Below are 25,541 nucleotides of genomic sequence, written 5' to 3' on the forward strand. Positions count from 1 at the left end.
GAGTGAATCGCGAAGTGCGATTCACTCGCGGCACAGAAATGCACGGCCATACAACAAAACGGCGGTGCAAGCCTTCAGGCTTGCACCGCCGTTCGTCTTTCGACGTAACGCTTCAAGGCTGCCTTTCAGCGTAATACTTCGCGGCCCCGTCGATCTCTTCCGGCGTCATATTGCGCGCCACGTTGCGCATCTGTTCGTTGATGTCGTTATGACGGTCGCCGTTGGCGAACGCGCGCAGCTGCGCCGCCATATACACCGACGACTGCCCGCCCAGCCAGGGCGCGGCGCCCTTGCGGTCGCGGTCGCCATGACAGGCCGCGCAAGGCGCGATGTTGCGCATCGGCGAGCCTTCGTTGACGAACTTGCGGATGGTCGCGTCATCCGTGGTTGCCTGCTCGACGGCGGCGGGACGGGGCAGCGTCGAATAGTAGTTCGCGAGGTCGTGCAGATCGCGGTCGTTCAGATGCGCAATGATGGGCGGCATGATCGCGTTCGCGCGCTGGCCGCTCTGGTAGTCGCGCAACTGCTTGTAGACCACGTCGGCATATTGCCCGGCGAGCACGGGCGCCGTGACCTGGATCAGGCTTTCGACGCCGTGACACATGGAGCAGTTCTGCGCCAGCGTAGCGCCACGCCCGATCGAGTCGGCGCTCGGGCGCGTGCGTCCCCACGGCGGCAGAGGCGGCAGCACGAGCACGTTGCTCGGCGCGGGGCCGGCGATGTTGTCGCTTTGCGTGAACCAGCTCGACGGCGCGCCCGCTGCGCTGCAGATCGTCGCCCACAGCCCGCGTTGCGTGAAGTCGGGATGCTTCGACGGCAGCCAGACAAAGCCGATCAGGATCGACACGACGGCAATCACGATCACGCCGCCGACGCTCGACGTGAACCACCGGTTGCTGAGGCTGAAGACGCGTTCTTCGTTCATGACCGCGCTCCCACCGATACGGCCGGCACCGAAGTCTGCTGCAAGCCGAGCAGTTGCGCGATGGGCACGCTGTAGTTGACGATCGTCAGTCCGATCATCAGCGCGACCCACAGGCCGAAGCTGTTCAACGCCGCGGGCACGCGTTCGACGGGATGGACAGGCGCGCTGAAGCGGAATTGCCTGGGCTGCTCGATCGCGCCGAACTGCGCCTTCGCGAGAATGTAGAGAAACAGGAACCCGGAGATCACCAGAATCAACCCGCCGAATGCCGACACGGCGACCCAGACGGCTTGCGGCGCAATCGCGGGGTTGCTGTAGTCGTAGTACGCCATGCGGCGCGGCGCGCCCAGCAAACCGACGTAATGCCAAGGCAGCGTGACGACCATCATGCCGATGAACCACAGCCACAACTGCCAGCGGATCAGGCTCAGCGAGCCGATCGCGCGGCCCGTCAGTTGCGGCCACAACTCATACGCAATCGCGAAGTACATGATGACGATCGCGCCGCCGAAGATCAGGTGGAAGTGCCCCGTGACCCACTGCGTGTTGTGAATGGTCTCGTTCAGCTGATAGCTCATGTTGATGAGCCCGCCCGCGCCGCCGAAGCCGAGCATGATGAACGAGAACGCGATGACGAGCATCATCGGGTTGTCCCACGGCAGCGCTTTCAGCCAGCCGAATGCGCCCTTGCCGCCGCGCAGCCGTCCGGCGATTTCCACCGATGCGCAGATGGTGAACACGGTGAGCAGCGTCGGCACCGACACCATGCCCGTGAACACGGCATGCACGAACTTGAAGCCCGCACCGACCTGCGGATCGGCGAACAGGTGGTGAATGCCGATCGGCATCGCGAATACGAGGAACAGGATGAACGACACGCGCGCCATCGAATCGCTATACAGCCTGCCGCCAATCGCGCGCGGCACCAGCGTGTAGTACGCGATATACGACGGCACCAGCCAGAAATAGACGATCGCGTGCAGCGTCCACGAGAACAGCACGCGGGCCAGGCCCGCGTCGATGGTCGACTTCAGGCCGAGTGCGACGGGCAGAATCTGCAACAGGATTTCGAGCGCGGCGCCCACGGCCGTCCATGCCCACAGATACGCGCCCGCCACGTTCGCGTACATCGCGAGCGGCACCGGCTTGCCGCGATTCGCGCGCTTCCAGATGTGCAGGTTGATGCCCATCAGCGCGACCCAGATCCACGAGCCGACCACCACGAGCACGACGCCGAGGTAATAGAACGGGCTGCCGATCATCGGCGGATAGAACGTGAAGAGCACCGATGCCTGGCCCGCCGCGACGGGGATCATCGCCATCACCGCGCCGACCACCAGCAGGATGAACGCGCCCCACGCCCACTTCAACCCCACCAGCGCCTGTTGCAGCGCGAGTTCGACGATCGCATAGCCGAAGCCCATCGCCACCAGCGTGGGCAGCACGTAGGCCATGACGGTGCCGTGCGCCGTCACCGAGCGGTAGTACAGCTCCGGTTCGCCGATCCACGGATGCAGCGGACTGCGCACGAGCATCTGCCATGCGCCCAGCAGCAGCGCGATTCCGAACGCGATGAACGCGAGCCAGAAGTGCGCGAGAACGAGTCGCTTAGCGTGAAACACAGCTGAGCCTCCGATGTTGTTTTGCCTGTTCGAAGAAGGCAGCCTTGTCGATTACCTTCACGTGCGCCCACATCGTCTGGTGGCCGAAGCCGCAGAACTCGTGGCAGGGCATCAGGTGATCGGCGGGTTTGTCGAAGAAGGAGGAAAACGTCGCGACGTAGCCCGGCACGACCATCGTGTTGATGTTCGTGTCCGTGACGAGCAGGCCATGCACGACGTCGGCGCTGGTCGTGCGGAACGTGATGTCCGTGCCGGCGGGCACGACCAGGCATTGCGGCGTGAACGAGTATTGCTGCGCGATGAAGCGCACGACGACCTTGCCGTCGGGATCGACGCCTGTTCCCAGATTGCTTTCGACGAATTCGCCCGACATTTGCAGCCGCGACGGGTCGACGGTTTCGACGCGCGACGGCGGCATCATCGCGTAGTGCAAGCCCGAATACACGACGACCACGAGCATGAACACGACGATCGCGATGACGAACCAGGCCCAGCGCCGTTCAGAGCGCTCGGCGATGTCGTGGCCGTTATCGGGCGATTGAGAAGGTTGGGTCGACATGATCAGTGAATGACGCCGCGCGGCAGAAACACGAGAAAGTAAAAGCCGATCCAGATTGCCAGCACCACCACGGCCGCTACGCCCGCGACCGCGATTGCGCCGTGCGGACCTTGCGCGACGATGCGTTGGACTTCGTCGTCCGAAGCGTTGCCGGAACGGTCGCCGGAGTGAACGTTAGGGTCCATCTGCCATATCTCCGAAGACAGGGTTTATGCGACTGATGTGTGCTAGCGCAACGGCGCCTTGCGCAGTTCATTGACCTGCTTCGCCGTCACAGGCTGGCCATGATTGCCCCACGCGGTGCGGATATACGTGACGACGGCGGCGAGATCGGTGTCGTTCAGTTCCTGCGCGAACGGCGGCATGCCATACGGCTCGGGGTTGCGCCGCGTGCCGGGCGGGAAACCGCCGTTCAGCACGATGCGAATCGGGTTGACGGCCGAGTCCATTTCGATCGACTGGTTGTGCGCCAGCGGCGGATAGTGCTGCAGTCGCCCTTCACCGTGCTCGCCGTGACAGGTCGCGCACTTCTGCATATAGATGCGCTGGCCGTTCTCGAACACGGTTGGCTTCACGGTCGCCGACGGGCCCGTCTTGCGGCCGGGGTCGTTGTCGGGCAGCGTCTTCAGATAGACGGCCATCGCCTTGACGTCGTCATCGCTCAGGTACTGGAGGCTGTGATACGTGACCTCGGCCATCGGGCCGTAGACCGCGCCGCGATCCGAGATGCCCGCCTGCAACAGATCGACGATGTCCTTGATGCTCCAGTCGCCGAGACCGCCGTCCTTGTCGGACGTGAGCGACGGCGCGTACCAGTTCTGCACGGGGATCAGGCCGCCCGCGAACTGCTCGCTCTTCGACGAGCCGCCGAGCAGATTGATCTTCGTGTGACACATCGAACAGTGGCCGAGCCCTTCCACCAGATACGCGCCGCGATTCCATTCGACCGAACGGCTCGGGTTCGGCTGATACTCGCCTTCGCGAAAATACAGCGAGCGCCAGCCGATCAGCAGCTCGCGCTGATTGAACGGGAAGCGCAGCTCCAGCTTGCGGCTCGGTTGATGCACGGGTTCCACCGACTGCAGATACGCGAAGATCGCGTCGGAGTCTTCGCGCGTGACTTTGGTGTAGGCCGCAATCGGCATCACCGGATAGATCAGCTTGCCGTCGGGACTTTTACCCGTGCGCATCATCTTGAAGAACTCGTCGGCGGTCCATTTGCCGATGCCGTACTCCTTGTCGGAGCTGATGTTCGGCGTGTAGAACGTGCCGAACGGCGTCTCCATCGCGAGGCCGCCGCCGAACGTCTTGCCGCGCGGTGCTGTGTGACAGGCCACGCAGTCGCCCGCGCGCGCAAGATACTCGCCGCGCCTGACGATCTCGGGGCGCGTGTCCGGTCCAGCAGGCGGCGCGGCTTCTGCCGCATGCGCGCAGGCGACGAGCGGCGAGTTCGGCGCGAGCGTGGCGAGCGTGAACATGGCGCCCACGGCGAGCGACACGGCGATGCGGCGCGCGACGCGCGGCATGCGATACACGGAGCTGATCGACACGGAGCTAAAGGAGAGAGTCTTCATTCCGGTTGGCTCCCACATGCGAGCGGCAGCTTGCCGGGCAATCGCGGCACGGGACGCGGATCGGCGGGACGCGGCTGGCGCGCGAGCCAGCTCGATACGGCGGTGATGTCCTTGTCGCTCAGCTTGACGGCGATGGTGTGCATGCAGTCCGGTGCGAGCGCGTGACGCGTGCCCGAGCGCCACGTGCCCATCTGCCCGGCGATATAGCTAGCATGCAGACCGAGCAGACCGGGGATGCCAGGTTGCTGGCCCGTCAAACGCTCGCCATGACAGGCGGCGCACGCCGGTATGCCGCGCTTCGTGTCGCCTTGCATGACGACCTGCTTGCCGTAATCGAGCGTCGCTTGAGGCACCGGGTTGGTGTCGGGATTCGGATACGGCGGCTGCAGATCGGCGAAGTACTGACTGATCTTGTGCAGGTACTCGTCGGGCAAAAATGCGAGCAGATAACCCATCGGCGGATAGGTGCGGCCGCCGTCGCGAAACGCCGTTAACTGATTGAACAGGTATTCGGCGGGCTTGCCCGCGATACGCGGAAAGTAATCGTTGTTGCGTCCCTGGCCCTGCGCGCCGTGGCAGGTCGTGCAGGCGTGCATTTTCTCGTCCATCGCCGACGGCGCGGGTGCGTCATTCGACGCTGCGGATGACGCTCGCGCACAAAGGGCGCACAGCAGCAAAAGGATCGAAGAGCCGATGGTTCTGCGATGCACGACTGGCCTCGTAGGGAAATAGGGTTTGTAGGTATCGTTGTGTTGCACCCTTGAGAAGAAACGCATTGCGCTCTTCTCTTTTGCTTCTCTACCGCTGCCGCATAAGCGACCCACGACATGCGAATAACTGCTTCTCTTGCATACTTGATGCGCGGCGACGACAGTCTAGTCAAGCCCGTAAAAGCCCGCAGAAGAGGGTACGGTTTGACGCGCGTATGCCTCGCGCCTGCCGTCGATGCGGCGAACGCGTCGACACAGTAAGGCATCGGGATGACGTTGGCGTTGCAATCATCATAGGTGGCAATCGGGCGCGTTTCAACGCAGCAAAAACAGTTGCAGCAATTGTCGTGTCAACTAAGCACTTGTGCAGATACTGCAAATGCATTCACGCGAGCAGACGCATGAACGCTTCGCGCGCATCGGTGACGCGTGCGTTTTCGCCGGGACGTCCTGGCAGCAAATGGAACTCGACGGCAGGCAACTGGGGCAGGCCGATGGCCGGCGGACACAGCACCATGCCCGGGCCGATCGACGATTCATTCAGACATGAGATGCCGAGCCCTGCCTTCAACGCCAGTTGCAGACCCGCCATGCCCGATGCCGAATGCGAGACGAGATACGGCACCTTGTTCTCGTCCAGCAATCTGACGACGAAGCGTTGCAGCTGACACGTGGACGGCAGCAGCACGAGATGAAAAGGCGCGGCGACGTGTCTCGGCTCGGCGTCGGCGGACATGGCCCACACCAGCTTTTCGCGCCGCACGACGGTGCTCGCCGCGTGCGGGTGGTTCGATACTGCGCGCTTCGTGTCCGGCGCGACGATGCGCAGCGACAGGCCGATATCGAACGTCGTGTCGTCTTCGACGCTGCTGTCGATCACCGCGCTCGGCAGCACGGTTACATGCAGCCGCAGCCGCGGATGCTGCTCCGAAAACATTTTCAGCACGCGCGCGACATCCTGCGGCCGATAGTAGTCGGTGATCGCGATGCGCAGTTCGCCGTCGAGCGAGCGGCCTTGCAGATCTTCGAACGCCGCTTCGCTCATCGCCAGAATGCGGCGCGCGTGGTCGAGCAGCTTTGCGCCCGCGGGCGTCGCGGTGACGCCATGCTTGCCGCGCAAGAACAGCGGCTGGCCCGCGCGCTCTTCAAGCTTCTTCAACTGCTCGCTCGCCGACGATTGCGACAGGAACACGCGCTCCGCACCCGCCGACACGCTGCCCGCTTCCGCGACGGCAACGAAGGTGCGCAACTGCGCAAGGTCGAACGCACGTTGGTTCATGTTTCGGATTCTCCGATGGATGACATCTTATTTTCCCGCTTTTCCGATTGATCGTCCAATCCTACGATGGTCGCCAACCGATACAACTGGAGGCGAGCGTGGGACAGGGATCTGCAATGGGCGGCAATCACCGCTGGAAGGTGCTGGGCGTCGGTTTTGCCGCGAACGCGAGCTTTTCGGCCGCGTTTTCGGGCATTCCGACGACGGCGATTTTTCTGCGCAATGGCTATCACATAGGCAACGGCGGGCTCGGCCTCGTGCTCGGCATGTTGGGGCTCGGCATCGCCGTCAGCGAATTGCCATGGGGATTGCTCACCGACCGATGGGGCGACCGGCGCGTGCTGCTGCTCGGCCTCCTGACGACGGCCGCCGCGCTCGCCGCGATGGCAGGCTTCGTGGTGCCGCACGGCGCCGATGCGCCCGGCATCGTGCCGCTCGCGCTCGGATTGCTGGCCGTCGGGCTGCTGGGCGGCAGCGTCAATGGGTCGAGCGGGCGCGCGGTGATGGCGTGGTTTCGCGAAGGCGAGCGCGGCCTCGCGATGAGCATCCGGCAGACGGCCGTGCCCGCAGGCGGCGGATTGGGCGCGCTGGCGTTGCCTTCGCTTGCCGCGCATTTCGGCTTCGTCGCCGTGTATGGCGTGCTCGCCGTGCTGTGTGCGGTGACCGCGTGGTTCGCGTGGCGCTGGCTGCACGAGCCGCCCGTCGCGGCTGCGTCGGCCGGCCAGCAATCAGGGGCGGGCGGCGAGCCCGCGGCTTCCTCGGCCGAGTCTGTTTCGCCGCTGCGCGATGCCGGCGTGTGGCGTGTTGCGCTCGGCATCGGCGTGCTGTGCGTGCCGCAGCTCGCCGTCGTAACGTTCGCGACGGTCTTTCTTCACGACTTCGGCCATGCAGGCGTGTTCGAGATCAGCGCGGCAATGGCCGCCGTGCAGACGGGCGCCGCCGTCGCGCGCGTGTGGAGCGGGCGCTGGACGGACCGGCACGGCAACCGGCGTCGGTACATGCGCGCTTGCAGCGTGTTGACGGCGCTGCTGTTCGCGACGCTCGCGCTGATTGCCGCGGGCGCCAACGGCGCGCACGGCGCGCATGGCGCAATCGCGATCGTGCTCGCGGCGATTGTGGTGCTCGGTGGCGTGAGCGCGTCCGCATGGCACGGCGTCGCCTACACCGAACTTGCGACGCTCGCGGGCACGCGCCGCGCCGGCACCGCGCTGGCGATGGGCAACACGTGCGCGTTCATGACCCTGTTCGTGACGCCGCTCGCCATCCCGCCGCTGCTCGCGGCGACCTCGTGGCCGGCCGTGTGGGCGATCGCGAGCGTGTGCGCGCTGATTGCGCTGCCCATCTTCCCGCGCCCTGTGCGCACGGCGCGCTATGCGTCGAGAGCCAGGGCGTGATCGCGTCGACACTTATCTGAACATCTCTTTTGGCGTCCGGTGATGAGCCGGACGCCTTTTTTATTTGCGGTATTGCTTCGAGGTGAAGTTAATCGAGTTCGTCCTATGGATGAAATTCGATCTGATGTGTCTGATGTTTCTGCTGTGAAAGTAGGAATTATTTTAGTGGTTGATTTAACGGGTTTCGATTTCTAAGGGAGTTCTTCTCTCGCGAGCATATTTCGTGACCGTGATTCTGCGACGTACCTCGTACTCAAGGCGAATCTAAGATGCATTGGCGCGATGTTGCGAGAGCGAGCCGGGTGCGCCGATCGCCTCTGCGTGCCGTCGTTCTGAGCGCTGTGGTTTCCTAGCAGCTCTTTGGAAATTTCGGAAAAAGCGTGATGAAAATGGTTAAGCGCTATCTCAATGGAGAATTCTGAAATCGGTAATTACTCAACGAACCTTGTAGTTTATCTTTGAATCGGCCATTGATTCGGAACTCTCTGATATTCCGTTTTTGACGTAAATGTTTTGATTCATTTGTCGGAACATGATTCGCTATATGTCGCGAGCGCTGTCGTAAAGCGAGCTCGTTTCGACGTTGCTGCGAAATGAGCGTTTCGACATCGACAAACACAAACCAATAACAAGGCGGCAATAGTGAATCTTCGAATCATGCTGGCAGACGATCATCCGTTTGTTCTGCTCGGTATCCGGGCCACGCTCGTGGCGCACGGAGGATTCACGATCGTCGGCGAGGCGACGAACCCTTCGTCGCTCGTTCAACTGATGAGCAAGACCTCATGCGATGTGCTGGTCACGGACCTGACCATGCCGGATGCGTCGGGTGACGCGGACGACGGGCTGCGGCTGATCCGGCGCATCCGGGGCGGCTGGCCGGAGGTGCGCATCGTCGTGCTGACCAGTTTGACTAACGCGGCCATTCTCCGGTCGATCATGTCTGACGGCGTGACCGGCATGCTCAACAAGAGCGAATCAATGGACGAACTGGCCGCGGCTATCCGCGCGGCGGGCGCGGGCCGTTCCTACGTCAGCCAGTCGATCCTGCTGACGCTCGCAGAAGCGAGCGGTGAGCCGATTGGCATATCGCCCATGCGCAATCTTTCCCCACGCCAGGCCGAGGTGATCCGCATGTTCGTGCGCGGCAAGTCGATCTCCGAAATCGCCCGTGACCTGGGGCGGGATGTGCGGACGGTCAGCCGGCAAAAGCGCGACGCAATGGCGAAGCTGGGCGTCAGCAACGACCCAGGGCTTTTTGCGTTCGTGCGGGCGTACGGTTTCGCACAGAAAGTTATACAGGACCGCTAATCAAGCGTAGTTGTTAGAGGTCCATTCAAATTCAGAGAAGTCTTATGTCGGGAAGCGGTTGAATGTCTGATCCTCAGCCGGCTAAAGGCTCGCCAAATCAATACCAATCTACAGAGCACAGGGAGCGATCACGCGTGAATATCAGAAAGGATGTGACACGGCCAATCCGCACCGTCATCGCCGACGACCATCCATTGGTCCTGCTCGCGATGGAGAATCTGATGTCGGGGTTCCCCAATATCGAGATCGTTGGGAAGGCAACGGACTCATCGGAGCTGTTCGCCGAGGCGCAGCGTATCAAATGCGAGCTGGTCGTCATGGATCTGCACATGCCCGGCGGCGTATATGGCGACGGCGTCGAAATGGTTCGACAGTTCAAGGAACGTCATCCCGACGTCGTGGTCGTGGTGCTGACCATGGAAACCGCGGCGGATTGCCTGCAAAAGGTGATTTCGCTGGGCGTGGGTGCGGTCCTCAGCAAGCGCGACCGTATCGATCTGATCCATGTGGCGATCATCACCGCGTTGGCGCGCGAATGCTATGTCGGCCCCGCCATTCGCGTGTTGCTTGCCGACGCCACGTTGTCGCGCCGGATCGACTATGTCCGACAGGTTCTTTCGCGACGCGAACTCGAAGTGTTGACGCACTATGCGACCGGGCGCGGCGTGACCGAAATTGCGCTGAGGCTCGGCCGCAGCGTCAAGACGATCAGCGCACAGAAATGCACTGCAATGCGCAAGCTGTCGCTGCATAGCGATGCCGATTTATTCCGGTTCGCCGTCGAACATGGATTGGTGCCTGACGATCCATCAAGCAGCCCCGGCGGGTCGGGCAAAAGAGGCTGACGCAGCGAAGCTGCAACCCTGGCGAAGTGACCGTCCTCGAGGGGAACGCGCTGTACGGTGACGGTCCATCAACAAGATCACAACAAGATGGAAAACAAGATTCGCGTCATCGTCGCCGACGATCACGCGTGTGTACGCGTGGGCGTCAGGTGTCTGCTTGAACAGATCGCACATGTGTCGGTGGCGGGCGAAGCAGCGAACACGCAGGCGCTCGCCGAACTGCTCGATGCATGCGCATGCGACGTCGTCGTAACGGATATCGGCATGCCGGGTATCGACGGAGAAAGCAATGCGATCCAGTTCCTGCGGCGGTTGCTGCATCAGACGCCTCAGTTGCCGGTTGTCGTGCTCACCATGATTCATCAGCCGTCCATCCTGATGGGGCTGCTGCAGCATGGCGTTGCGGCGATCGTCGACAAGCGCGATATCACCGCATCGTTGGTTCACGCAATCGACGCTGCGCTGACTGGTCAAGGTTACGTGTCAGATCACGCGCGCGCCGCCATTGCGAAGGCGGGCACACCGCAGCCGCGGGCCGGCGTGATGAGCGCAGGCGAATGGAAAGTCTTCACGATGTACGTGAGCGGTCTGACCATCGGCCAGATTGCCGCCAGGCTGAACCGTAGCGCAAAGACGATCAGCACGCAGAAGCGCAATGCAATGCGCAAGCTCGGACTCGAGACGGAGGCTGACGTGATCGACTTTGCCTGCCAGATCGGCCTCACCTGAATGGTTTAGGAGTTGTCTGATTCTCTATCTCGTTCACGGGGCCAACAATCTTCTGTTGGACTCCCGGATCGCGGGGGAGCGGCGCCAACATTGATTTGTCATGCGAATCAATCGACACCCGGCGCAAGTATGTAAGCCGTCTCAAAAAATTGCCGCGACGAGCCGTTACGGGAGGATGCATGTCAGGGCTGGGAAAGCGGTTGGTTGTCGAAGGTGCCGGGACGGCGTGGCTCGTGTTCGTTGGATGCGGCACGGCCATGCTCAACGCTGGGGCGCAGGGGAATAGCCTTCTCGCTGCGCCGCTCGCATTCGGTCTCGCGCTGGCTACAGCGACCTATGTACTCGGGCGCTTCTCGGGCGCCCACTTCAATCCTGCCGTCACCGTCGGTTTCGTGACGGCGCAACGCTTTCCCGTTCGCTATCTCGCGCCGTATATCGCCGCGCAGGTGCTCGGCGCGCTCGCAGGTGCGGCGCTGCTCGTCTACATCGCCAGCGGACGTCCCGGCTTCGAACTCGCAGCAAGCGAGTTCGGCGCGAACGGATATGGCGACCATTCTCCCGGCGACTATCCGCTTCATTCCGCGCTGGCCGTCGAAATCACCATGTCGTTTGCGTTCGTGCTGGTGCGCATGCTCGTTTCCAATGTCCAGTCGGCGAACCTGATCGATCCGCTCGTGGCAGGCGTATGGCTGATGCTGAGCTACGTCGTTGCGACGCCCATCACCAATGCATCGTTGAATCCCGCGCGTTCCACGGGACCGGCGCTGTTCGTAGGCGACTGGGCGCTCGACCAGTTGTGGCTCTTCTGGGCGGCTCCGCTGGCGGGCGGCATGCTTGCCGGCTTGCTCCATTCGCATCTGTCCGGCGACCCGGGCGATATCTTCGCGCAGCCGTCCCGGGGGGGCCGGCATGGCGAGTCGGCCTGAGCGTACGCACATGGACCGATCGCGCATCTTCACCCATTCTCGTGTTCACGCCACACGTCGCGCCTGGTTGCCGGGAGTTTGCCTGGCATTGAAGGCAAGCCTCGCGCTGCTGTTGATACTGCTGAGCGGTCAGCCGGCCCAAGCCGCGCTTGGCGCGCGTCCACCAGCGTTTCCGTCCAGACTGATAGTCGGCGTGCTCACCAACGGCTGGTCGCCGTTCGAGATGTTTCAGGAAGGCCGTATCACCGGGCTGAGCGTCGACTATCTGCGCGCCGTCGTCGGGCCGGACGTCGAGATCACGACGAAGTCGTTTCCAGACCTCAACGAGTTGCTTGCCGCCGCGTGCGCGAATCGCGTGGATGTATTGATGAGCATAGCCCGCACGCCGGAGCGCGAGCATTGCCTGTCGTTCTCGGTGCCGTATTTTCGGGGATCGACTTCCGTCGTGACGCGGGCGAGCAATGCGATGGCTTTCACGGGCGAGGCACAGATTCAAAGCGCGCGCGTCGCTATCGAGCGGGGGTTCGCGCTCGGCGCCGTGCTACGCGAGCGTTTCCCGCGCGCACGTATCGACAGCTTCGCCGACACGCTTGCCGCGTTGCGCGCCATCAAGCGGGGTGACGACGACGCCTATTTCGGTTTTACGCCTGCCGTGCGGCATTATCTGGCGGACCCGGAATTCCGTGACCTCAGTATCGCGTTCGAGGAGACGGGGCAGGCGAGCGAGATGCGCTTTGCCGTGCCCGCCGCGAAAAGCGAGCTGCGCGACAAGCTGGACCGCGGGCTGTCCGCGTTGCGGCCGGACGACGAAGCCGCAATCCGGGCGCGCTGGATCGGCGGCAGTTTCGAATCGCGACCAGAGCCGTCGGTGTCCAGTCTCGTGCTAAGCCGTGAGGAGCAGGCGTGGCTCAAGTCGCTTCCGCCGCTTTCCGTTGGCTTCGACGCCGACTGGGCGCCGTTCACCACGCTCGACGAGCTTGGCCGTCCCGCGGGTATCGCCGCCGACTATCTCGACTATCTGGGCCGCACGCTCGGCCTCTCGTTTCACCGCGCTCCAGCGAAGGACTGGCCGACCACGATTGCCGACTTCAACCGCGGTAACGTCGCGTTGCTCGCCACTGCCACGCGCAATGATTCCGAACTGGAGCACGCAACTTTTACCCGCGCCTACGAAACCTATCCGCTTGTCATCGTCGCGCGCGAGGCGGAACCTGCTGCGCGCGGCCTCAACGATTTTGCCGCGCGCCGCATCGTGGTGTCGATGCATAGCCAGGGGGCGTTGCCATTCGAGTTGTACGGCGTCGTCGCGACGCACGCGACGGTCGCGCCCAATCTCGATGCCGCGCTGAAACTGCTGGCCGCCGGCGGCGCCGACGCGCTGGTGGGCAACGTCGCGGAAATCGACGCTGCGCTGACACGGGAATATGCGGGCGTGCTGAAAGTGGTCGGCGTGGTGCGCGAGCCAGCTCCCGTCGGCTTCGCGGTTCGTGACGACCTCGCGCCGTTGACGGGGCTGATAGACCGCGCGCTGCTCGCCATGCCTGCTTCCGAGCGCCAGCGCATCCGTCAGAAATGGGTGACGGGCGACGCGCCGCCGCAAGGCGGTTGGAGCGTGACGGCACTGCGGCTGCTGCCCGTGCTGATCGGCATCGGCGTCGTGCTGCTGGTGACCTTGCGCGCCTATGTGTTGCTGCAGCGTGAAGTGGGCCGACGCGAGCGCACCGAGAGTGAGCTCGAGTCGCAGCTGAACTTCCAGCAGACGATGATGGAAATGGTCCCGTATCCGCTCGTCGCCAAAGACTTGCAAGGGCGCTATATCGGCGTCAACAGGGCTTACGAGCAGGCGACAGGCCTCAGGCGCGAAGCCGTGATCGGCCGCACGAGCGCGGACGTGCATGCCTGGGGGAAGGACAATAGCTCACGTCTCGAACAGTTGACGCGCGAAGCGCTGCAGAGCGGCTCGGCCACGCAGATCGAACTGGAGTTCGAAGACGGCGAGTCCGACATCCGGCATGGACTCTTTTGCGTGTGCATCTGTAACGGCGCCGACGGTACGCCGCTTTGCGTGCTCGGCACGCTGGTCGACATCACCGATATCCGCCGCGCCGAAATGCTCGCCAGCGAGATGCAGCGGCGTCTCGTCGACGTAACCAGCTCGTTGCCGGCGGTCGTCTTCCAGTTGCGCCGCGGGCTCGATGGCCGATACACGTTCCCCTATGTAGGCGGCGATACCCAACACTTGCTGGGTTACGACAGCGCTGTGCTGATGCGCCGCCCAGCGCTGGATTTCGGCAGCATTTGCGCGGACGACCGTCCCGGCGTCGTCGCCGCGCTCGAGCGTTCCGCTGAAATGTCGGAGCCGCTGCATCTGGAGTTCCGGATCGACGGTCCGAGCGAGCAGCGTTGGGTTCGCGCGCAACTCGTGCCGCGTCGCGAGCCGAGCAATGCGACCGTCTGGAGCGGCTATTGGGTCGATGCGAGCATCGAACGCCTGCGCGCCGACGAACTGGCGCGCGCACGCGATCTGGCCGAAGCGGCATCGCGTGCGAAGGACGATTTCCTCGCGATGATGAGCCACGAAATCCGCACGCCGATGAACGGTGTGCTCGGACTCGTCGAAGTCCTGGAGCGCACCCGGCTCGATGCCGACCAGGGTGAGATGCTCGGGATGATCCACGAATCGGCGGGTGCGCTGCTGCAGATTCTCGACGACCTGCTCGATTATTCGAAGATCGAGGCGGGACGACTGACCATCGAGTCCGAGCCGATCGACCTGCGTGATCTGGTCGATACGGCGGTCGGTCTGCTGGCGGGGCGTGCGCATGAGAAAGGTCTCAAGGTGCGCGTCGATATCGATCCGCAAATCGCTGCAACGCTGCGCGGCGACAGCGTACGTCTGCGACAAATCCTGTTCAATCTGCTCGGCAACGCGATCAAGTTCACGCCGCGGGGAGAGGTCGACGTGAACGTGAAGGTAGTCGAGGAGAGCGAGGCGGGACAAACAGTCGAGATGACCGTCGTCGATACGGGCATTGGAATCGCGCCCGAGGTCCAGGCTCGCCTGTTCGAGCCTTTCATGCAGGCGGAATCGTCGACCACGCGGCGATTCGGCGGCACGGGCCTGGGGCTGACGATCTGCCGCAAACTGATCGCGTTGATGGGCGGCACGCTGTCGTTGTCGAGCACGCCTGGCAAAGGCACGCATATGACGCTGCGTTTGCGCATGCCGCTCGAAATGCAGCAATACACGGCGGGCGGATTGCGCGGCAAGCGCGGCATCGTTGCGACGCCGGATGCGTGCGTCGCGAAGGCGCTCGCGCACTTCGGCGCGGCCCTCGGCATCGAACTGCGGTGCGCCGGTGCCGACCTTGCCGAGTTGCGCGATCCGCAAGCGCTGCGAAGTGTGGACCTCATCTTCGTCGGCGACGGCGTCGAACTGCCGGCGGCCGTCGCGCAGGCCGGCGCGAAAATCATCAGCTTGACCGAGAAGCCGAAGCCGACGGGCTACCGGATCGTCGATAACGCCGTGCGCGTGAGCATCAACCCGATCTCGTGGCGCGGCCTGAGCGCGGCATGCGCGGCCGCATTGACGGGCCTTTCGCCGACGCCCGCCCGTCTTCCCGGCGCAGCCGAAACCGCGGCCGCGCCGCCGGATCGGGAGCGCGCGATTGCGTGCGGGCGCCTCGTGCTCGTCGCCGAAGATCACCCCGTCAATCAGGAGCTGATCCGTCATCAACTGGCGCTGCTCGGTTTCGCGTGCGACGTCGTCAATAACGGCGCCGAGGCACTCGAAGCACTCGACACCACACCGTACGGCTTCCTGATCACCGACTGTCACATGCCCATCATGTCCGGCTACGAATTGGCGCGATCGGTGCGCGAAAGCGAGCGGCTGACAGGCGCGCATCTGCCGATACTCGGGATCACCGCGAACACCGCGCCCGAAGATCTGAAGGCATGCCGCGAGGCCGGCATGGACGATTGCCTTGTCAAGCCGACGCGGCTCGCCACCTTGCGTGAATATCTGAGCCGCTGGTTCGGCGCGGACAGCGCGCGGCCCGCCACGCAAGGCGACGCAACCACGGCTGTCGTCCCGGATGCCGGACATGAAAGCGCCGGCGGCATCCCATTCGTTCCCGTCGATCTCAGCCAGTTGACGCAGATCTGGGGCAGTGAATCGACGGTCAAATCGCTGCTCGATGCGTTCGTGTCGGCCGTGCGCGACGATCTGCGCGCGTTGCCGCCGCTGCTGAACGACATCGATATTCCGGCGTTGCGTCAATGGCATCATCGTGTCGCTGGCGCGGTGGGCGTGTTGCAGTATCCGCCGCTGCTCGGCGCGCTCGAACAGTATCGGGGGCAATTGACCTCGGCGCCGTCGGATGCGCTGCGCAGCGAGGGCATTGCGCTCGTGCGGACGTGCAATGCGATGCTCGACGGCATCGAAGAGCAGGCGGCGCTGCTCGCCTGAGTTCCCCCGTTCCTTCTCCCGCTTCGCCACGCCTTGCACCGCTGCGCGTGCGTCACGCGCGGCGCTCCGAATTGCACTAGTATGTGCTGGCGCATGAGACGGCGTCCGCTCACGCACCACGCGTGAAGCGACGCCGATCCAGCGCGCAAAGACTCGGAGAGAACGATGATTGCAATTCGAAAGCTGAGCATGGTGGCTGTCTTGTGGGCGCTGGCGTCGGGTGTCGCGCTGGCGGATACCGTGGAATTGAAGGCGGACCTGGAGCCGTCGAGTGAAGTGCCGCCGCGCGTGAGTCACGGGCATGGCGCATTGAACGCCACGTTCGATACCTCCACCAATACACTCAAGTGGACAGCGACTTACGAGAGTCTGTCGGGTCCCGTGACGATGGCTCACTTCCACGGTCCAGCGCCCGTCGGGCAGAACGCCAAGGTGCAGGTGCCCATCGACAAAAACGCGCTCGCCAGTCCGATCAAAGGCTCAGCAACGCTGACGGAGCATCAGGTCACCGACCTGATGGGCGGCCAGTGGTACTTCAACGTTCACACCGCGCAGAATCCGACGGGGGAAATTCGCGGGCAGGTGTTGCCGGCGAATTAAGCGAAGCACGCAGCACGATGGCCGGAACCTTCAAGCAAGGGTTCCGGCCGTTTGTTTTCAAACGGCGCGCGCGCGTCCACGTCGCCAATAGAAGCCGCCTTCGACTGAAGCGCGTGGAAAGCCACGTACCATGGCGATTCAACCCGCGACGGAGAGTGCCCGATGAGTTGGCAAAGCGCCTTGGCATGCTGGTTCCTGCGCCGTCAGTTTCATCCGCAGACGCGGCATCCGACGATCAGCGCCGAACGTGCACGCAGGCTGACGGCGAAACGCGCGTACACGCCGCATGTGCCGTCCGGCTGGACGCTGGATGAACGCTACGGCGAGCACGACTGGCCGTTGCGCGGCGAATGGCTGACGCGCGTCGACGGCAGGCACACGGCGACGATCCTCTATCTGCACGGCGGCGGCTATTACTTCTGCTCGCCGCAGACGCATCGCGCGGCATCCTTTGGGCTTGCTTCGCGCAGCGGCGCGCGGGTGTTCTCGCTCGATTACCGGCTCGCGCCCGAGCACCCGTTTCCCGCCGCGCTCGACGATGCATTGGCCGCGTATCGCCGCTTGCTCGAAGACGGCACGAAGCCCGACTCGATCGTGATCGCCGGCGATTCGGCGGGTGGCGGCCTCGCGCTCGCAACGCTGGCCGCGTTGCGCGATGCGGGGGAGCCATTGCCGGCCGGTGCAATCCTGTTTTCGCCGTGGACGGATCTCGCGGCGACCGGCGCGTCGCTGCAAACCAATGACGGCATCGATCCGATGTTTCACGGCCCTTCCATCGCAAGGGCCGCAAGGCTTTATCTCGCCGACACGCCGGCTACGCATCCATACGCGTCGCCGCTCTACGCGGAACTGAAGGGGCTGCCGCCACTCTTCATGCAGGTGGGCAGCACAGAAGTCCTGCTCGACGATTCGCGCCGCGTCGCGGACAAGGCGCGCGCAGCGGGCGTCGATATCGACTTCGAGATCTGGCGCAAGATGCCGCACGTGTGGCAGCTCTGGGCGCCGTTCATTCCCGAAGCGCGCCGTGCGCTCGATCTCGCCGCGCGCTTCGTCGCGCGCGTGACGAGCGAGCCGCGCGACATTCATCCGGCGAGCGAAAGGTCGATCGCCTGATACGCGGCCTGTACGGCCTCGGTGCCGTACTGGCGCTCGAGCCGGCGCACGGTGAAGTGGCCGTGCGCCACCTGCTGGAAGTGATCGATGAACACGGTGTTGACCATCGCGCCAAGCACCGCGCCGATGGCCGGAATCGACTTCGCAGCAATCTGCTCGCTCACCTGCACGGAGAAGCGCGCCGCGATCGTGTTCAAGAGCCGCAGCAACGCCGCCGAGCCGTGTGTCGTAAACCCTTTCGTCGCGATCTCCGACGACGCTTTCGACACCGCCTGCGCCAGCGCGCCGCGCATGATGAAGTAGCCATAATCGGCGTCGTCGTCGGCTTTCGACGTGCCGCCCATGCCGAGCACCGTCAGGCATTGCAGTTGTGCATCGACGGACGTCAGATCCTCGCCCTCGCTGCGCGCGATATCGCAGATCGAGCGGAACATCAGCGTGGTCGTGACGGGCAGTTCGACGGGTAGCGCGAACAGCCCGAATGCGCCGCCCGCTGCGCCCGTCGTCGCCACCGCGAACTTGTGCAGCAGATTGCTCGGACGGTCGCTGACACCGAGCGGCGCGCCGCCCATCGGACGACCGAGCGTGCGCAGCGCGATCTGCAGACATTTGCGCAATGCGAGTTGCGTCGCGTCGTTGACCTTGTCGCTGGCGATCGACGGCATGCGCGAAATCAGCTTTTCCATCGGCGAGCCGACGATGCTGGCGAGCTTCATCGTCAGCGCCGGGCTTTCGAGCTCGTGTTTGGCGCGGCGCAGGGCCGCGAGATCGTCCGCGGAAAGCGGCGGGGCGGCGAGCATAGTGGGTTCCATGATGTCCCTGAGTGTCGGTATTTTTGAGAATCGTCGGAGGAAGCGGTCGCAATCGACGCACCCGAATTAGAACCATTCAGCATGGTATGATTCCTTATCGTTGACTCGTCAACTGTTGTTCGATCAAAAATGGCCGTGCATACCGCCGCCCACCATTCGAGTGGGCAAGTTTTACCGTTCCGGGAGTCGCTGCTGGCGATGCTCGGCGTTTCTTTCGTCTCGATGCTCGTCGCGCTCGACCAAACCGTGGTCGGCACCGCGCTACCGACGATCGTCGCGGATCTCAAGGGCTTCGAGCTGTACGCGTGGGTCGCGACGTCGTATCTGCTGACGTCGGTGATTACCGTGCCGATCTTCGGGCGCCTCGGCGACTATTACGGCCGCAAGCCGTTCGTCATTGCATCGATCATCGTGTTCACGGCGGCTTCCGTGCTCTGCGGCGCGGCCAACAACATGCTGTTCCTGGTGATCGCGCGCGGCTTGCAGGGCATCGGCGGCGGCATGCTGGTCGGCACCGCGTTCGCCTGCATTCCCGATCTCTTTCCCGATTCCGTGGTCCGGTTGCGCTGGCAGGTGCTGATGAGTACGGCGTTCGGCATCGCGAACGCCATTGGTCCGTCGCTCGGCGGCTTTCTCACGCAATACTACGGCTGGCGCTCGGTGTTCTACGTGAATCTGCCCGTCGGTTTGTTGTCGCTGTTTTTCGTGTGGCGTTATCTGCCGCATCTGCGGCATGTCGTTCACGAAGGCAAGATGCGGCTCGACTGGCCCGGCGCGTTGCTGATCGCGCTGTCGCTCGGCAGCTTGCAGATGTTCGTCGAATTGCTGCCCAAGCATGGCGTGACAGCTTCGGCGCTTGCGTTGCTCGTCGTGAGCGTGGCGTGCGCGATTGCGTTGTGGAAATGGGAAAAGCGCTTCCCCCAAGCGATTCTCCCCATCGACATGTTCCGCAACAAGAGCCTGTCCGCGCTGTTCGTGCTGGCCGTGCTCGGCGGCTTCGCGATGTTCTCGCTGCTGTTCTACGCGCCGCTGCTGTTCCAGGGCGGCTTCGGCATGACACCGAACGAGGCGGGGCTCGTGATCACGCCGCTCGTCGTGTTCATCACGATTGGCAGCATTGCGAATGGGCGCATCGTGTCGCGCGTGCCGAACCCGAACGTGATGTTGTTCATCGGCTTCGCGCTGTTCGCGGCGGCGTCGCTCGGCGTGGTGATCGCGACGCGCGCGATGCCGCACTGGCTGCTGATGCTGTTCATGACCTTCGGCGGACTCGGCCTCGGCTTCGTGCTGCCGAACCTCACCGTGTTCGCGCAGCAGACGGCGGGCCGCGAGCATCTCGGCATCGCGACGGCGCTGCTGCAGTCGCTGCGGATGATCGGCGGGATGATCGGCACGGCGCTGACGGGCACGCTCGTCACGCATATGTACGCGAGCGGCGTGCGCAGCGCGCTCGATGGCGATCAGGCGAGCCAATGGATCGCCGATCTCGGCGATCCGCAGATCCTCGTGAACCGCGACGCGCAGCACACGCTTTTGAGCGAACTCGCGAAGGCAGGGCACAATGGCGCCGTACTGCTGGAGTCGGCGCGCGAGTCGCTGGTGGGTGCGATCCATATCGGCCTGATGCTGGGCGCGCTGGTGTCGCTGTTTGCGATCTGGCAGAGCCGGCGCGTGCCGCCCGTCAAGCTGCGCAAGCAGATCGAGCCGGTCATCCACGCGGATTGACGGGAATGTAAGCGCTTTTGAATCGAAGAAAGATCATGGAAGAACAGGACCGCGTCGCTATCCTGCATCAGTTTGGACGCACGTATCGCGCGTTCATGTCGGCGTTCGAAGGGCGCGTCGGGCATCCTATGCCGCGCTGGCGCATTCTGCTCGCGTTGTACGAGCAGGCGGGCGAGTCGTCGCAGAAGAAACTGGTCGAACGCTTGCGCATCGATCCGGGCGCGCTGACGCGGCAATTGAAGTCGCTCGAAGCGATGGGCTGGATCTCGCGCAGCATGGACGAGCGCGACAACCGCATCACGAACGTGAAGCTCACGGCGCATGGCCGCGCCGCGATCGAAACGAGCCTGCCGGATCGCAACGCATTCCTGCACGACACGATGGCCGCCTTGCCCGACGATGTGCTCGAGGGTCTGTCGAGCGCGCTGACGATGCTCGAAGCGCGCATCGGTGAAGTAGCCGCCTCTGCGGCGACCGATGTGGAAGCGACGCAAACCGGGCGTTGAGCCAGCAATGAGCCAATAAAAAACGGCGCTGTGTCGTGAGAGACGCAGCGCCGTTTCGATCGAAGAAGAATCAGAAGAACGTTTCGATCACTTCCGTCACGCGATACGCCGGATCGAGCACCAGCACCTGACGCCACTTGTCGAACGTCAGGCACGGATGCGAGATGTCGAACGCAATCATGTCGCCGACTTTCAGATCGGCGCCTGCGGGAATCCGCAGATAGGCGTGCTGATCCATCAGGCCGAAAATTTCCCAGCCTTCGTCGGCGGCCACGTCGCGCGGCGCCTGCGTGCCCGGACGATAGTGCTTCGCGGGCTCCGGATAGCCCGCGTCGAATGCCGAGTCGCGCTTGCCGAGGCCGATGATCGCGCGGTCCGGTTCAGGAATGGACTGCACGTACGCCCACAGATGCAGCGCGGGCAACAGCCCTTCGCCCATGCGCTTCGCGACAGGATTGCGCTTGAAGATATCCGTCTGCGCCTTGCGATAGATGCCGACGTCGTGCGTCAGATAGCAACCCGGGCGCAGCACGATTTCGATGCGGTCCTTGCGCGACGCCTTCGAAAACTCTTCCGCGACGACGTCGTACCATGCCGAGCCCGCGCCCGACAGCACAGCCGGCGTGCGAGCGAAGCGGCCCTGGTCAGACAGTTCGAGCGTGAGCTTCACCGCGCTGCGCAGGAAGTCGCGCACTTCCTGTTCTTCCTTCAACACGCCTTCATACAGTTCGATGCCCGCGAGCTTCAACGAATCCGGGTAACGCGCGATCGCGTCGAGCACCGCATGCGTTTGCGCGTCGTCGCGCACGCCTGTACGGCCGCCAGGCACGCCGAGTTCGACCAGCACCTGCAACTGCTTCTTCACCGAGCCGAAGAACTTGCCGAGCTGCTCGACGCCTTCGACGGAATCCACCAGGCAGAAGAACTCGAAATCCGGATCGCTCAGCAGTTCCGCGATCATCAGCATGTTGCGCTTGCCGACCAGCTGGTTCGCCATCAATACGCGCGAGACGCCGCCGTGATACGCGGCGCGCACCTGATGCGCGGTGGCAAGCGTGATGCCCCACGCGCCCGTTTCGATCTGGCGGCGGAACAGTTGCGGCGCCATTGTCGTCTTGCCGTGCGGCGCGAGCTTCACGCCGTACTCGGCAACGAACGCCTGCATCCACTTCAGGTTGTGCTCGATACGGTCCGCATACAGAACGGCGGCGGGCAGGCTCACGTCTTCGTCGAGCAGATTCCATTCGAGACGCGCCGCGTCCGTCAGTTGGATGCTGGTGCCCGGCACATTGCCCAAGCCCTTGCTGTAAGGGTCGATCGTGGCTCCCTGATAGTTTGTAACTTTCATGTCATCCTGCTCCATCGGCCAGTTAAATCGAATCGAAGTTGACTTTCATATGTTACCGAAAGTACGATGTTTGATGAAATGTTATTTAGTACCACGCGTGCGGCGAGCAATGTTACCGGCGGCGCGGGGCACTTGCGAGCCATGAATTCCACCGCCGAACCCGTTGCCTTCGACATTGTCGCCCGCATTGCGGAATGCGCGCCCGAATTGCGTTCGGCCGAGCGCAAGGTCGCGGCGCTGATTCTCGACGATCTGACGGGCGCGTCGCGCGCGAGCATCGGCGCGTTGGCCGAGCGGGCGCAAGTGAGCGTCGCGACGGTCACGCGTTTTGCAAAAGCGGTTGGCTGCCGCGACGTGCGCGAGCTCAAGCTGCGGCTCGCGCAGGCGGCCGCCGTCGGTCAGCGGTTCCTGCAACCGGGTGCACAGGCCGACGCGCCTGAGCCATTGGCGACGCGTGTGTTCGACGAGTTGCAGACGGCGCTTACGCACAATCATCAGTTGCTGTGTCAGGCGCCCGTCGCGCAGGCTGCGGCGGCGATGCGCGAAGCTCGCATGATCTACGTGTTCGGCATGGGCGGCGGCTCGACGGCGCTTGCCGATGAAATGCGCTTTCGGCTCGTGCGCCTGGGGCGGCCCGTGGCGACGTATCAGGACGGCTTGTTGCAGCGCATGGTGGCATCGACGGTCTCGCGCGACACCGTCGTGATCGCGCTGTCGACGACAGGGCGCGTGCCGGAAATGGTGGACAGCTGCACGATCGCGCGCAGCTATGGCGCGACGCTGATCACGGTGACGGCGCCTGCCTCGCCGCTTGCGAAGCTGGCCGACTGGGTGATTCCCATCGTCGCTTTCGAAACCGATTTCATCTACAAGCCGTCGTCGTCGCGCTACGCGATGATGATGGCGCTCGACGTGCTCGTCACCGAACTGGCCGTGAGCCTCGGCGACGAGAGCCGTGAACTGCTGCGCCGCATGAAGCATGCGCTCGATGCGCATCGTGGCGGCGGCGATCGACAACCGCTAGGAGACTGATTCATGCACTCGCACCCCGAAGCCGCCGATACGCTGATCGTCGGCGCGCAACTGTACGACGGCACGGGCGCGCCGCCTGTCGAACGCGATGTCGCGTTGCGCAATGGAAAGATCGCCGCGATCGGCAATCTGTCGAACTGGCTGGCCGAAGAGGTGATCGAGGCGAACGGCCGCGCGCTCGCGCCCGGCTTCATCGACGTGCACACGCACGACGACACGCACGTGATCCGCTCGCCGCAAATGCTGCCGAAGATCACCCAGGGCGTGACGACGGTGATCGTCGGCAATTGCGGGATCAGCGCGTCGCCCGTGTCGCTCAAAGGCGACCCGCCCGATCCGATGAACCTGCTCGGCGCGCGCGACGCGTTTCAGTACCCCACATTCGCCGCCTATGTCGATGCCGTGAATGAAGCGAAGCCATCTGTGAATGTCGGCGCGTTGATCGGACATACGGCGCTGCGCAACAACCACATGGACCGGCTCGACCGCGCGGCGACGCGTGAGGAAATCGACGGGATGCGCGTGCAGCTCGAAGAGGCGCTCGCGAATGGCGCGCTGGGCTTGAGTTCGGGGCTCGCGTATGGCTCCGCCTTTGCCGCGCCGACGGAAGAAGTGATGGCGCTGGCTGAACCGCTCGCGGTGGCGGGCGCGTTGTACACGACGCACATGCGCACCGAGTTCGATGCGATTCTCGATGCGATGGACGAGGCGTACCGCATCGGCAAGCATGCGCGGGTGCCAGTCATCATCTCGCACCTGAAATGCGCGGGGCCGTCGAACTGGGGGCGCAGTGTTGAAGTGCTTGCGTCGCTGGAAGGCGCGCGGCAGTTTCATCCTGTCGGTTGCGACTGTTATCCGTACAACCGCAGTTCATCGACGCTCGACGTCAAGCAGGTGACGGGCGATATCGACATCACGATCACGTGGTCGACGCCGCATCCCGAGATGGCGGGCAAGATGGTGAAGGAGATCGCGGCGGAGTGGGGTGTGCCGCAGCAGGAAGCGGCGAAGCGTTTGCAGCCTGCGGGTGCCGTCTATCACAACATGTCCGAGGACGATGTGCGGCGCATCCTGTCGCATCCGGCGACGATGGTGGGCTCCGATGGTTTGCCGAACGATCCGCTGCCGCATCCGCGTTTGTGGGGCGCGTTTCCGCGTGTGCTGGGCCACTATGCGCGCGACCAGCAGCTGATTCCGCTGGAAGAGGCGATTCGCAAGATGACGAGTTTGTCGGCGCGGCGTTTTGGGTTGAAGGAGCGTGGTGAGGTGCACATCGGTTATCACGCCGATCTCGTGCTGTTCGACCCGGCGCGCGTGCGCGACGCGGCGACATTCGAGAAGCCGCAGCAGGCGGCTGACGGCATCGACGCGGTGTGGGTGAATGGCGTGCTGTCGTATCTGGATGGCAAGCCGACGGACGAGCGCGCGGGGAAGTTTGTGGCGCGTGGGGCGACGGCGGCGTCGCGGGCCGAGCATACGCAGGGCTTTTGAATTTTTGCGTTCGCATTGGGTGCGGACGCGCTTACGTTACAGGAGTTGAACGATGAAGCGTTATGGCGTTGAAGGTGGCAAAGGCACGGGCGGTCAGGTGATGCCGTTTGCGCGTGCGGTCGAGGCGGACGGCTGGCTGTTCGTGTCGGGGCAGACGCCGATGGAGAACGGCGAAGTGATCAATGGCGGGATTGTCGAGCAGTCGCACAAGACCATTCAGAACGTGCTGGCGATTTTGACCGAGGCCGGGTATGGGCCTGAGCACGTCGTGCGGTGTGGGGTGTGGCTCGATGATCCGCGGGATTTTGCTTCCTTTAACAAGGTGTTCAAGGAGTACTTTGGGGCGAATCCGCCTGCGCGGGCATGTGTTGTGTCGTCGATGGTGATCGATTGTAAGGTTGAGGTTGACTGCGTCGCTTATAAGAAGTCTGCGGGTTGAGGTTTTTTGGTTTGGTTTGGTTTTGTTTGGTTTGCTTGTGCTTTTGCTTTTGCTGGCATCCGCGATTTGCTTTTTCGCTGGCATCCGCGATGCGTTAGCTCGCTTCAAGCGTCGCCCCTGTGCGGGGCGG

At 63.5% G+C, this 25,541-nt stretch carries 22 protein-coding genes; 13 read left to right on the plus strand and 9 right to left on the minus strand.

Annotation, left to right across the window (positions count from 1 at the left end):
- Positions 1 to 112: 112 nt before the first annotated feature.
- The 7 genes from KFO72_RS17500 to KFO72_RS17530 form a co-directional block, all read right to left on the minus strand.
- Positions 113 to 925 carry a c-type cytochrome gene (locus tag KFO72_RS17500; RefSeq protein WP_054929673.1) on the minus strand — a complete coding sequence of 271 codons (813 nt, stop codon included), beginning with the start codon at positions 923 to 925 and terminating at the stop codon, positions 113 to 115.
- Entirely contained in the window at positions 922 to 2,547 is a 1,626-nt protein-coding gene (locus tag KFO72_RS17505) for a b(o/a)3-type cytochrome-c oxidase subunit 1 (RefSeq protein WP_054929674.1), read from the minus strand. The genes KFO72_RS17500 and KFO72_RS17505 overlap by 4 nt, the downstream gene beginning before the upstream one ends.
- Positions 2,534 to 3,106, minus strand: a complete 573-nt coding sequence (locus KFO72_RS17510) for a cytochrome C oxidase subunit II (protein ID WP_225032669.1) — start codon at positions 3,104 to 3,106, stop codon at positions 2,534 to 2,536. Before KFO72_RS17510 ends, KFO72_RS17505 begins: the two co-directional genes overlap by 14 nt.
- 2 nt (positions 3,107 to 3,108) lie before the next feature.
- Positions 3,109 to 3,291: a hypothetical protein gene (locus KFO72_RS17515; RefSeq protein WP_054929676.1), complete on the minus strand. Its 183-nt coding sequence runs from the start codon at positions 3,289 to 3,291 to the stop codon at positions 3,109 to 3,111.
- A gap of 42 nt (positions 3,292 to 3,333) precedes the next feature.
- Positions 3,334 to 4,680, minus strand: a complete 1,347-nt coding sequence (locus KFO72_RS17520) for a c-type cytochrome (RefSeq protein ID WP_225032670.1) — start codon at positions 4,678 to 4,680, stop codon at positions 3,334 to 3,336.
- The gene (locus KFO72_RS17525) at positions 4,677 to 5,390 is read right to left on the minus strand and encodes a c-type cytochrome (RefSeq protein WP_035986656.1); all 714 of its coding nucleotides are present in this window, start codon (positions 5,388 to 5,390) and stop codon (positions 4,677 to 4,679) included. The genes KFO72_RS17520 and KFO72_RS17525 overlap by 4 nt, the downstream gene beginning before the upstream one ends.
- A 385-nt stretch (positions 5,391 to 5,775) precedes the next feature.
- Complete coding sequence (locus tag KFO72_RS17530; RefSeq protein WP_225032671.1) at positions 5,776 to 6,669, minus strand: LysR family transcriptional regulator; 894 nt, start codon at positions 6,667 to 6,669, stop codon at positions 5,776 to 5,778.
- Positions 6,670 to 6,785: 116 nt separating this feature from the next.
- Here KFO72_RS17530 and KFO72_RS17535 point away from each other — a divergent pair, with 116 nt between their 5' ends.
- From KFO72_RS17535 to KFO72_RS17570, 8 genes are all read left to right on the plus strand, one after another.
- A complete protein-coding gene (locus tag KFO72_RS17535) occupies positions 6,786 to 8,063 on the plus strand; it encodes an MFS transporter (protein WP_225032677.1) in 1,278 nt (425 codons plus the stop codon).
- A 657-nt stretch (positions 8,064 to 8,720) separates the two neighbouring features.
- Positions 8,721 to 9,374 carry a response regulator transcription factor gene (locus tag KFO72_RS17540; protein WP_054929681.1) on the plus strand — a complete coding sequence of 218 codons (654 nt, stop codon included), beginning with the start codon at positions 8,721 to 8,723 and terminating at the stop codon, positions 9,372 to 9,374.
- A gap of 134 nt (positions 9,375 to 9,508) precedes the next feature.
- Positions 9,509 to 10,219: a response regulator transcription factor gene (locus tag KFO72_RS17545; protein WP_060599292.1), complete on the plus strand. Its 711-nt coding sequence runs from the start codon at positions 9,509 to 9,511 to the stop codon at positions 10,217 to 10,219.
- A gap of 87 nt (positions 10,220 to 10,306) precedes the next feature.
- Positions 10,307 to 10,948, plus strand: a complete 642-nt coding sequence (locus KFO72_RS17550) for a response regulator transcription factor (RefSeq protein WP_060599291.1) — start codon at positions 10,307 to 10,309, stop codon at positions 10,946 to 10,948.
- Between the two features lie 179 nt (positions 10,949 to 11,127).
- Positions 11,128 to 11,874: an aquaporin gene (locus KFO72_RS17555; RefSeq protein WP_054929684.1), complete on the plus strand. Its 747-nt coding sequence runs from the start codon at positions 11,128 to 11,130 to the stop codon at positions 11,872 to 11,874.
- Entirely contained in the window at positions 11,858 to 16,345 is a 4,488-nt protein-coding gene (locus KFO72_RS17560) for an ATP-binding protein (protein ID WP_412101786.1), read from the plus strand. The genes KFO72_RS17555 and KFO72_RS17560 overlap by 17 nt, the downstream gene beginning before the upstream one ends.
- 165 nt (positions 16,346 to 16,510) lie before the next feature.
- Complete coding sequence (locus KFO72_RS17565; RefSeq protein ID WP_060599290.1) at positions 16,511 to 16,945, plus strand: CHRD domain-containing protein; 435 nt, start codon at positions 16,511 to 16,513, stop codon at positions 16,943 to 16,945.
- Positions 16,946 to 17,107: 162 nt separating this feature from the next.
- On the plus strand, positions 17,108 to 18,058 hold the full coding sequence (locus tag KFO72_RS17570; protein WP_225032673.1) for an alpha/beta hydrolase: 951 nt from the start codon (positions 17,108 to 17,110) through the stop codon (positions 18,056 to 18,058).
- Here KFO72_RS17570 and KFO72_RS17575 read toward each other — a convergent pair.
- Positions 18,028 to 18,870 carry an EcsC family protein gene (locus KFO72_RS17575; RefSeq protein WP_225032674.1) on the minus strand — a complete coding sequence of 281 codons (843 nt, stop codon included), beginning with the start codon at positions 18,868 to 18,870 and terminating at the stop codon, positions 18,028 to 18,030. The two genes, KFO72_RS17570 and KFO72_RS17575, sit on opposite strands and share 31 nt — an antisense overlap.
- A 129-nt stretch (positions 18,871 to 18,999) precedes the next feature.
- On the opposite strand from KFO72_RS17575, the gene KFO72_RS17580 reads away from it, so the two are divergent.
- Positions 19,000 to 20,595, plus strand: coding sequence for an MFS transporter (locus tag KFO72_RS17580; protein WP_225032675.1), 1,596 nt, complete (start codon positions 19,000 to 19,002; stop codon positions 20,593 to 20,595).
- A gap of 35 nt (positions 20,596 to 20,630) precedes the next feature.
- On the plus strand, positions 20,631 to 21,101 hold the full coding sequence (locus tag KFO72_RS17585) for a MarR family winged helix-turn-helix transcriptional regulator (RefSeq protein WP_054929688.1): 471 nt from the start codon (positions 20,631 to 20,633) through the stop codon (positions 21,099 to 21,101).
- A 70-nt stretch (positions 21,102 to 21,171) separates the two neighbouring features.
- Here the strand turns inward: KFO72_RS17585 and KFO72_RS17590 are convergent, their stop codons facing one another.
- Positions 21,172 to 22,449 (minus strand): amino acid deaminase, encoded by a 1,278-nt coding sequence (locus KFO72_RS17590; protein ID WP_054929719.1) that lies wholly within the window; start codon positions 22,447 to 22,449, stop codon positions 21,172 to 21,174.
- Between the two features lie 141 nt (positions 22,450 to 22,590).
- Between KFO72_RS17590 and KFO72_RS17595 the strand changes: the two genes are divergently transcribed.
- The 3 genes from KFO72_RS17595 to KFO72_RS17605 are packed head-to-tail and all read left to right on the plus strand — an operon-like array spanning position 22,591 to position 25,411.
- The gene (locus KFO72_RS17595; protein ID WP_060599286.1) at positions 22,591 to 23,481 is read left to right on the plus strand and encodes a MurR/RpiR family transcriptional regulator; all 891 of its coding nucleotides are present in this window, start codon (positions 22,591 to 22,593) and stop codon (positions 23,479 to 23,481) included.
- Positions 23,482 to 23,484: 3 nt separating this feature from the next.
- Entirely contained in the window at positions 23,485 to 24,972 is a 1,488-nt protein-coding gene (locus KFO72_RS17600) for an N-acyl-D-amino-acid deacylase family protein (protein ID WP_225032676.1), read from the plus strand.
- A gap of 52 nt (positions 24,973 to 25,024) precedes the next feature.
- On the plus strand, positions 25,025 to 25,411 hold the full coding sequence (locus KFO72_RS17605) for a RidA family protein (RefSeq protein WP_176052278.1): 387 nt from the start codon (positions 25,025 to 25,027) through the stop codon (positions 25,409 to 25,411).
- The last annotated feature ends 130 nt before the right edge of the window (positions 25,412 to 25,541 follow it).

It is taken from the genome of Paraburkholderia sp. XV, assembly GCF_020177535.1.
Classification (GTDB): Bacteria; Pseudomonadota; Gammaproteobacteria; order Burkholderiales; family Burkholderiaceae; genus Paraburkholderia; species Paraburkholderia caribensis.

Coding starts and splice junctions, on each gene's coding strand:
- KFO72_RS17500 (WP_054929673.1), bottom strand. CDS start 925: ATGAACGAAGAACGCGTCTTCAGCCTCAGCAACCGGTGGTTCACGTCG.
- KFO72_RS17510 (WP_225032669.1), bottom strand. CDS start 3,106: ATGTCGACCCAACCTTCTCAATCGCCCGATAACGGCCACGACATCGCC.
- KFO72_RS17515 (WP_054929676.1), bottom strand. CDS start 3,291: ATGGACCCTAACGTTCACTCCGGCGACCGTTCCGGCAACGCTTCGGAC.
- KFO72_RS17520 (WP_225032670.1), bottom strand. CDS start 4,680: ATGAAGACTCTCTCCTTTAGCTCCGTGTCGATCAGCTCCGTGTATCGC.
- KFO72_RS17530 (WP_225032671.1), bottom strand. CDS start 6,669: ATGAACCAACGTGCGTTCGACCTTGCGCAGTTGCGCACCTTCGTTGCC.
- KFO72_RS17535 (WP_225032677.1), top strand. CDS start 6,786: ATGGGCGGCAATCACCGCTGGAAGGTGCTGGGCGTCGGTTTTGCCGCG.
- KFO72_RS17540 (WP_054929681.1), top strand. CDS start 8,721: ATGCTGGCAGACGATCATCCGTTTGTTCTGCTCGGTATCCGGGCCACG.
- KFO72_RS17550 (WP_060599291.1), top strand. CDS start 10,307: ATGGAAAACAAGATTCGCGTCATCGTCGCCGACGATCACGCGTGTGTA.
- KFO72_RS17555 (WP_054929684.1), top strand. CDS start 11,128: ATGTCAGGGCTGGGAAAGCGGTTGGTTGTCGAAGGTGCCGGGACGGCG.
- KFO72_RS17560 (WP_412101786.1), top strand. CDS start 11,858: ATGGCGAGTCGGCCTGAGCGTACGCACATGGACCGATCGCGCATCTTC.
- KFO72_RS17565 (WP_060599290.1), top strand. CDS start 16,511: ATGATTGCAATTCGAAAGCTGAGCATGGTGGCTGTCTTGTGGGCGCTG.
- KFO72_RS17570 (WP_225032673.1), top strand. CDS start 17,108: ATGAGTTGGCAAAGCGCCTTGGCATGCTGGTTCCTGCGCCGTCAGTTT.
- KFO72_RS17575 (WP_225032674.1), bottom strand. CDS start 18,870: ATGGAACCCACTATGCTCGCCGCCCCGCCGCTTTCCGCGGACGATCTC.
- KFO72_RS17580 (WP_225032675.1), top strand. CDS start 19,000: ATGGCCGTGCATACCGCCGCCCACCATTCGAGTGGGCAAGTTTTACCG.
- KFO72_RS17585 (WP_054929688.1), top strand. CDS start 20,631: ATGGAAGAACAGGACCGCGTCGCTATCCTGCATCAGTTTGGACGCACG.
- KFO72_RS17590 (WP_054929719.1), bottom strand. CDS start 22,449: ATGAAAGTTACAAACTATCAGGGAGCCACGATCGACCCTTACAGCAAG.
- KFO72_RS17595 (WP_060599286.1), top strand. CDS start 22,591: ATGAATTCCACCGCCGAACCCGTTGCCTTCGACATTGTCGCCCGCATT.
- KFO72_RS17600 (WP_225032676.1), top strand. CDS start 23,485: ATGCACTCGCACCCCGAAGCCGCCGATACGCTGATCGTCGGCGCGCAA.
- KFO72_RS17605 (WP_176052278.1), top strand. CDS start 25,025: ATGAAGCGTTATGGCGTTGAAGGTGGCAAAGGCACGGGCGGTCAGGTG.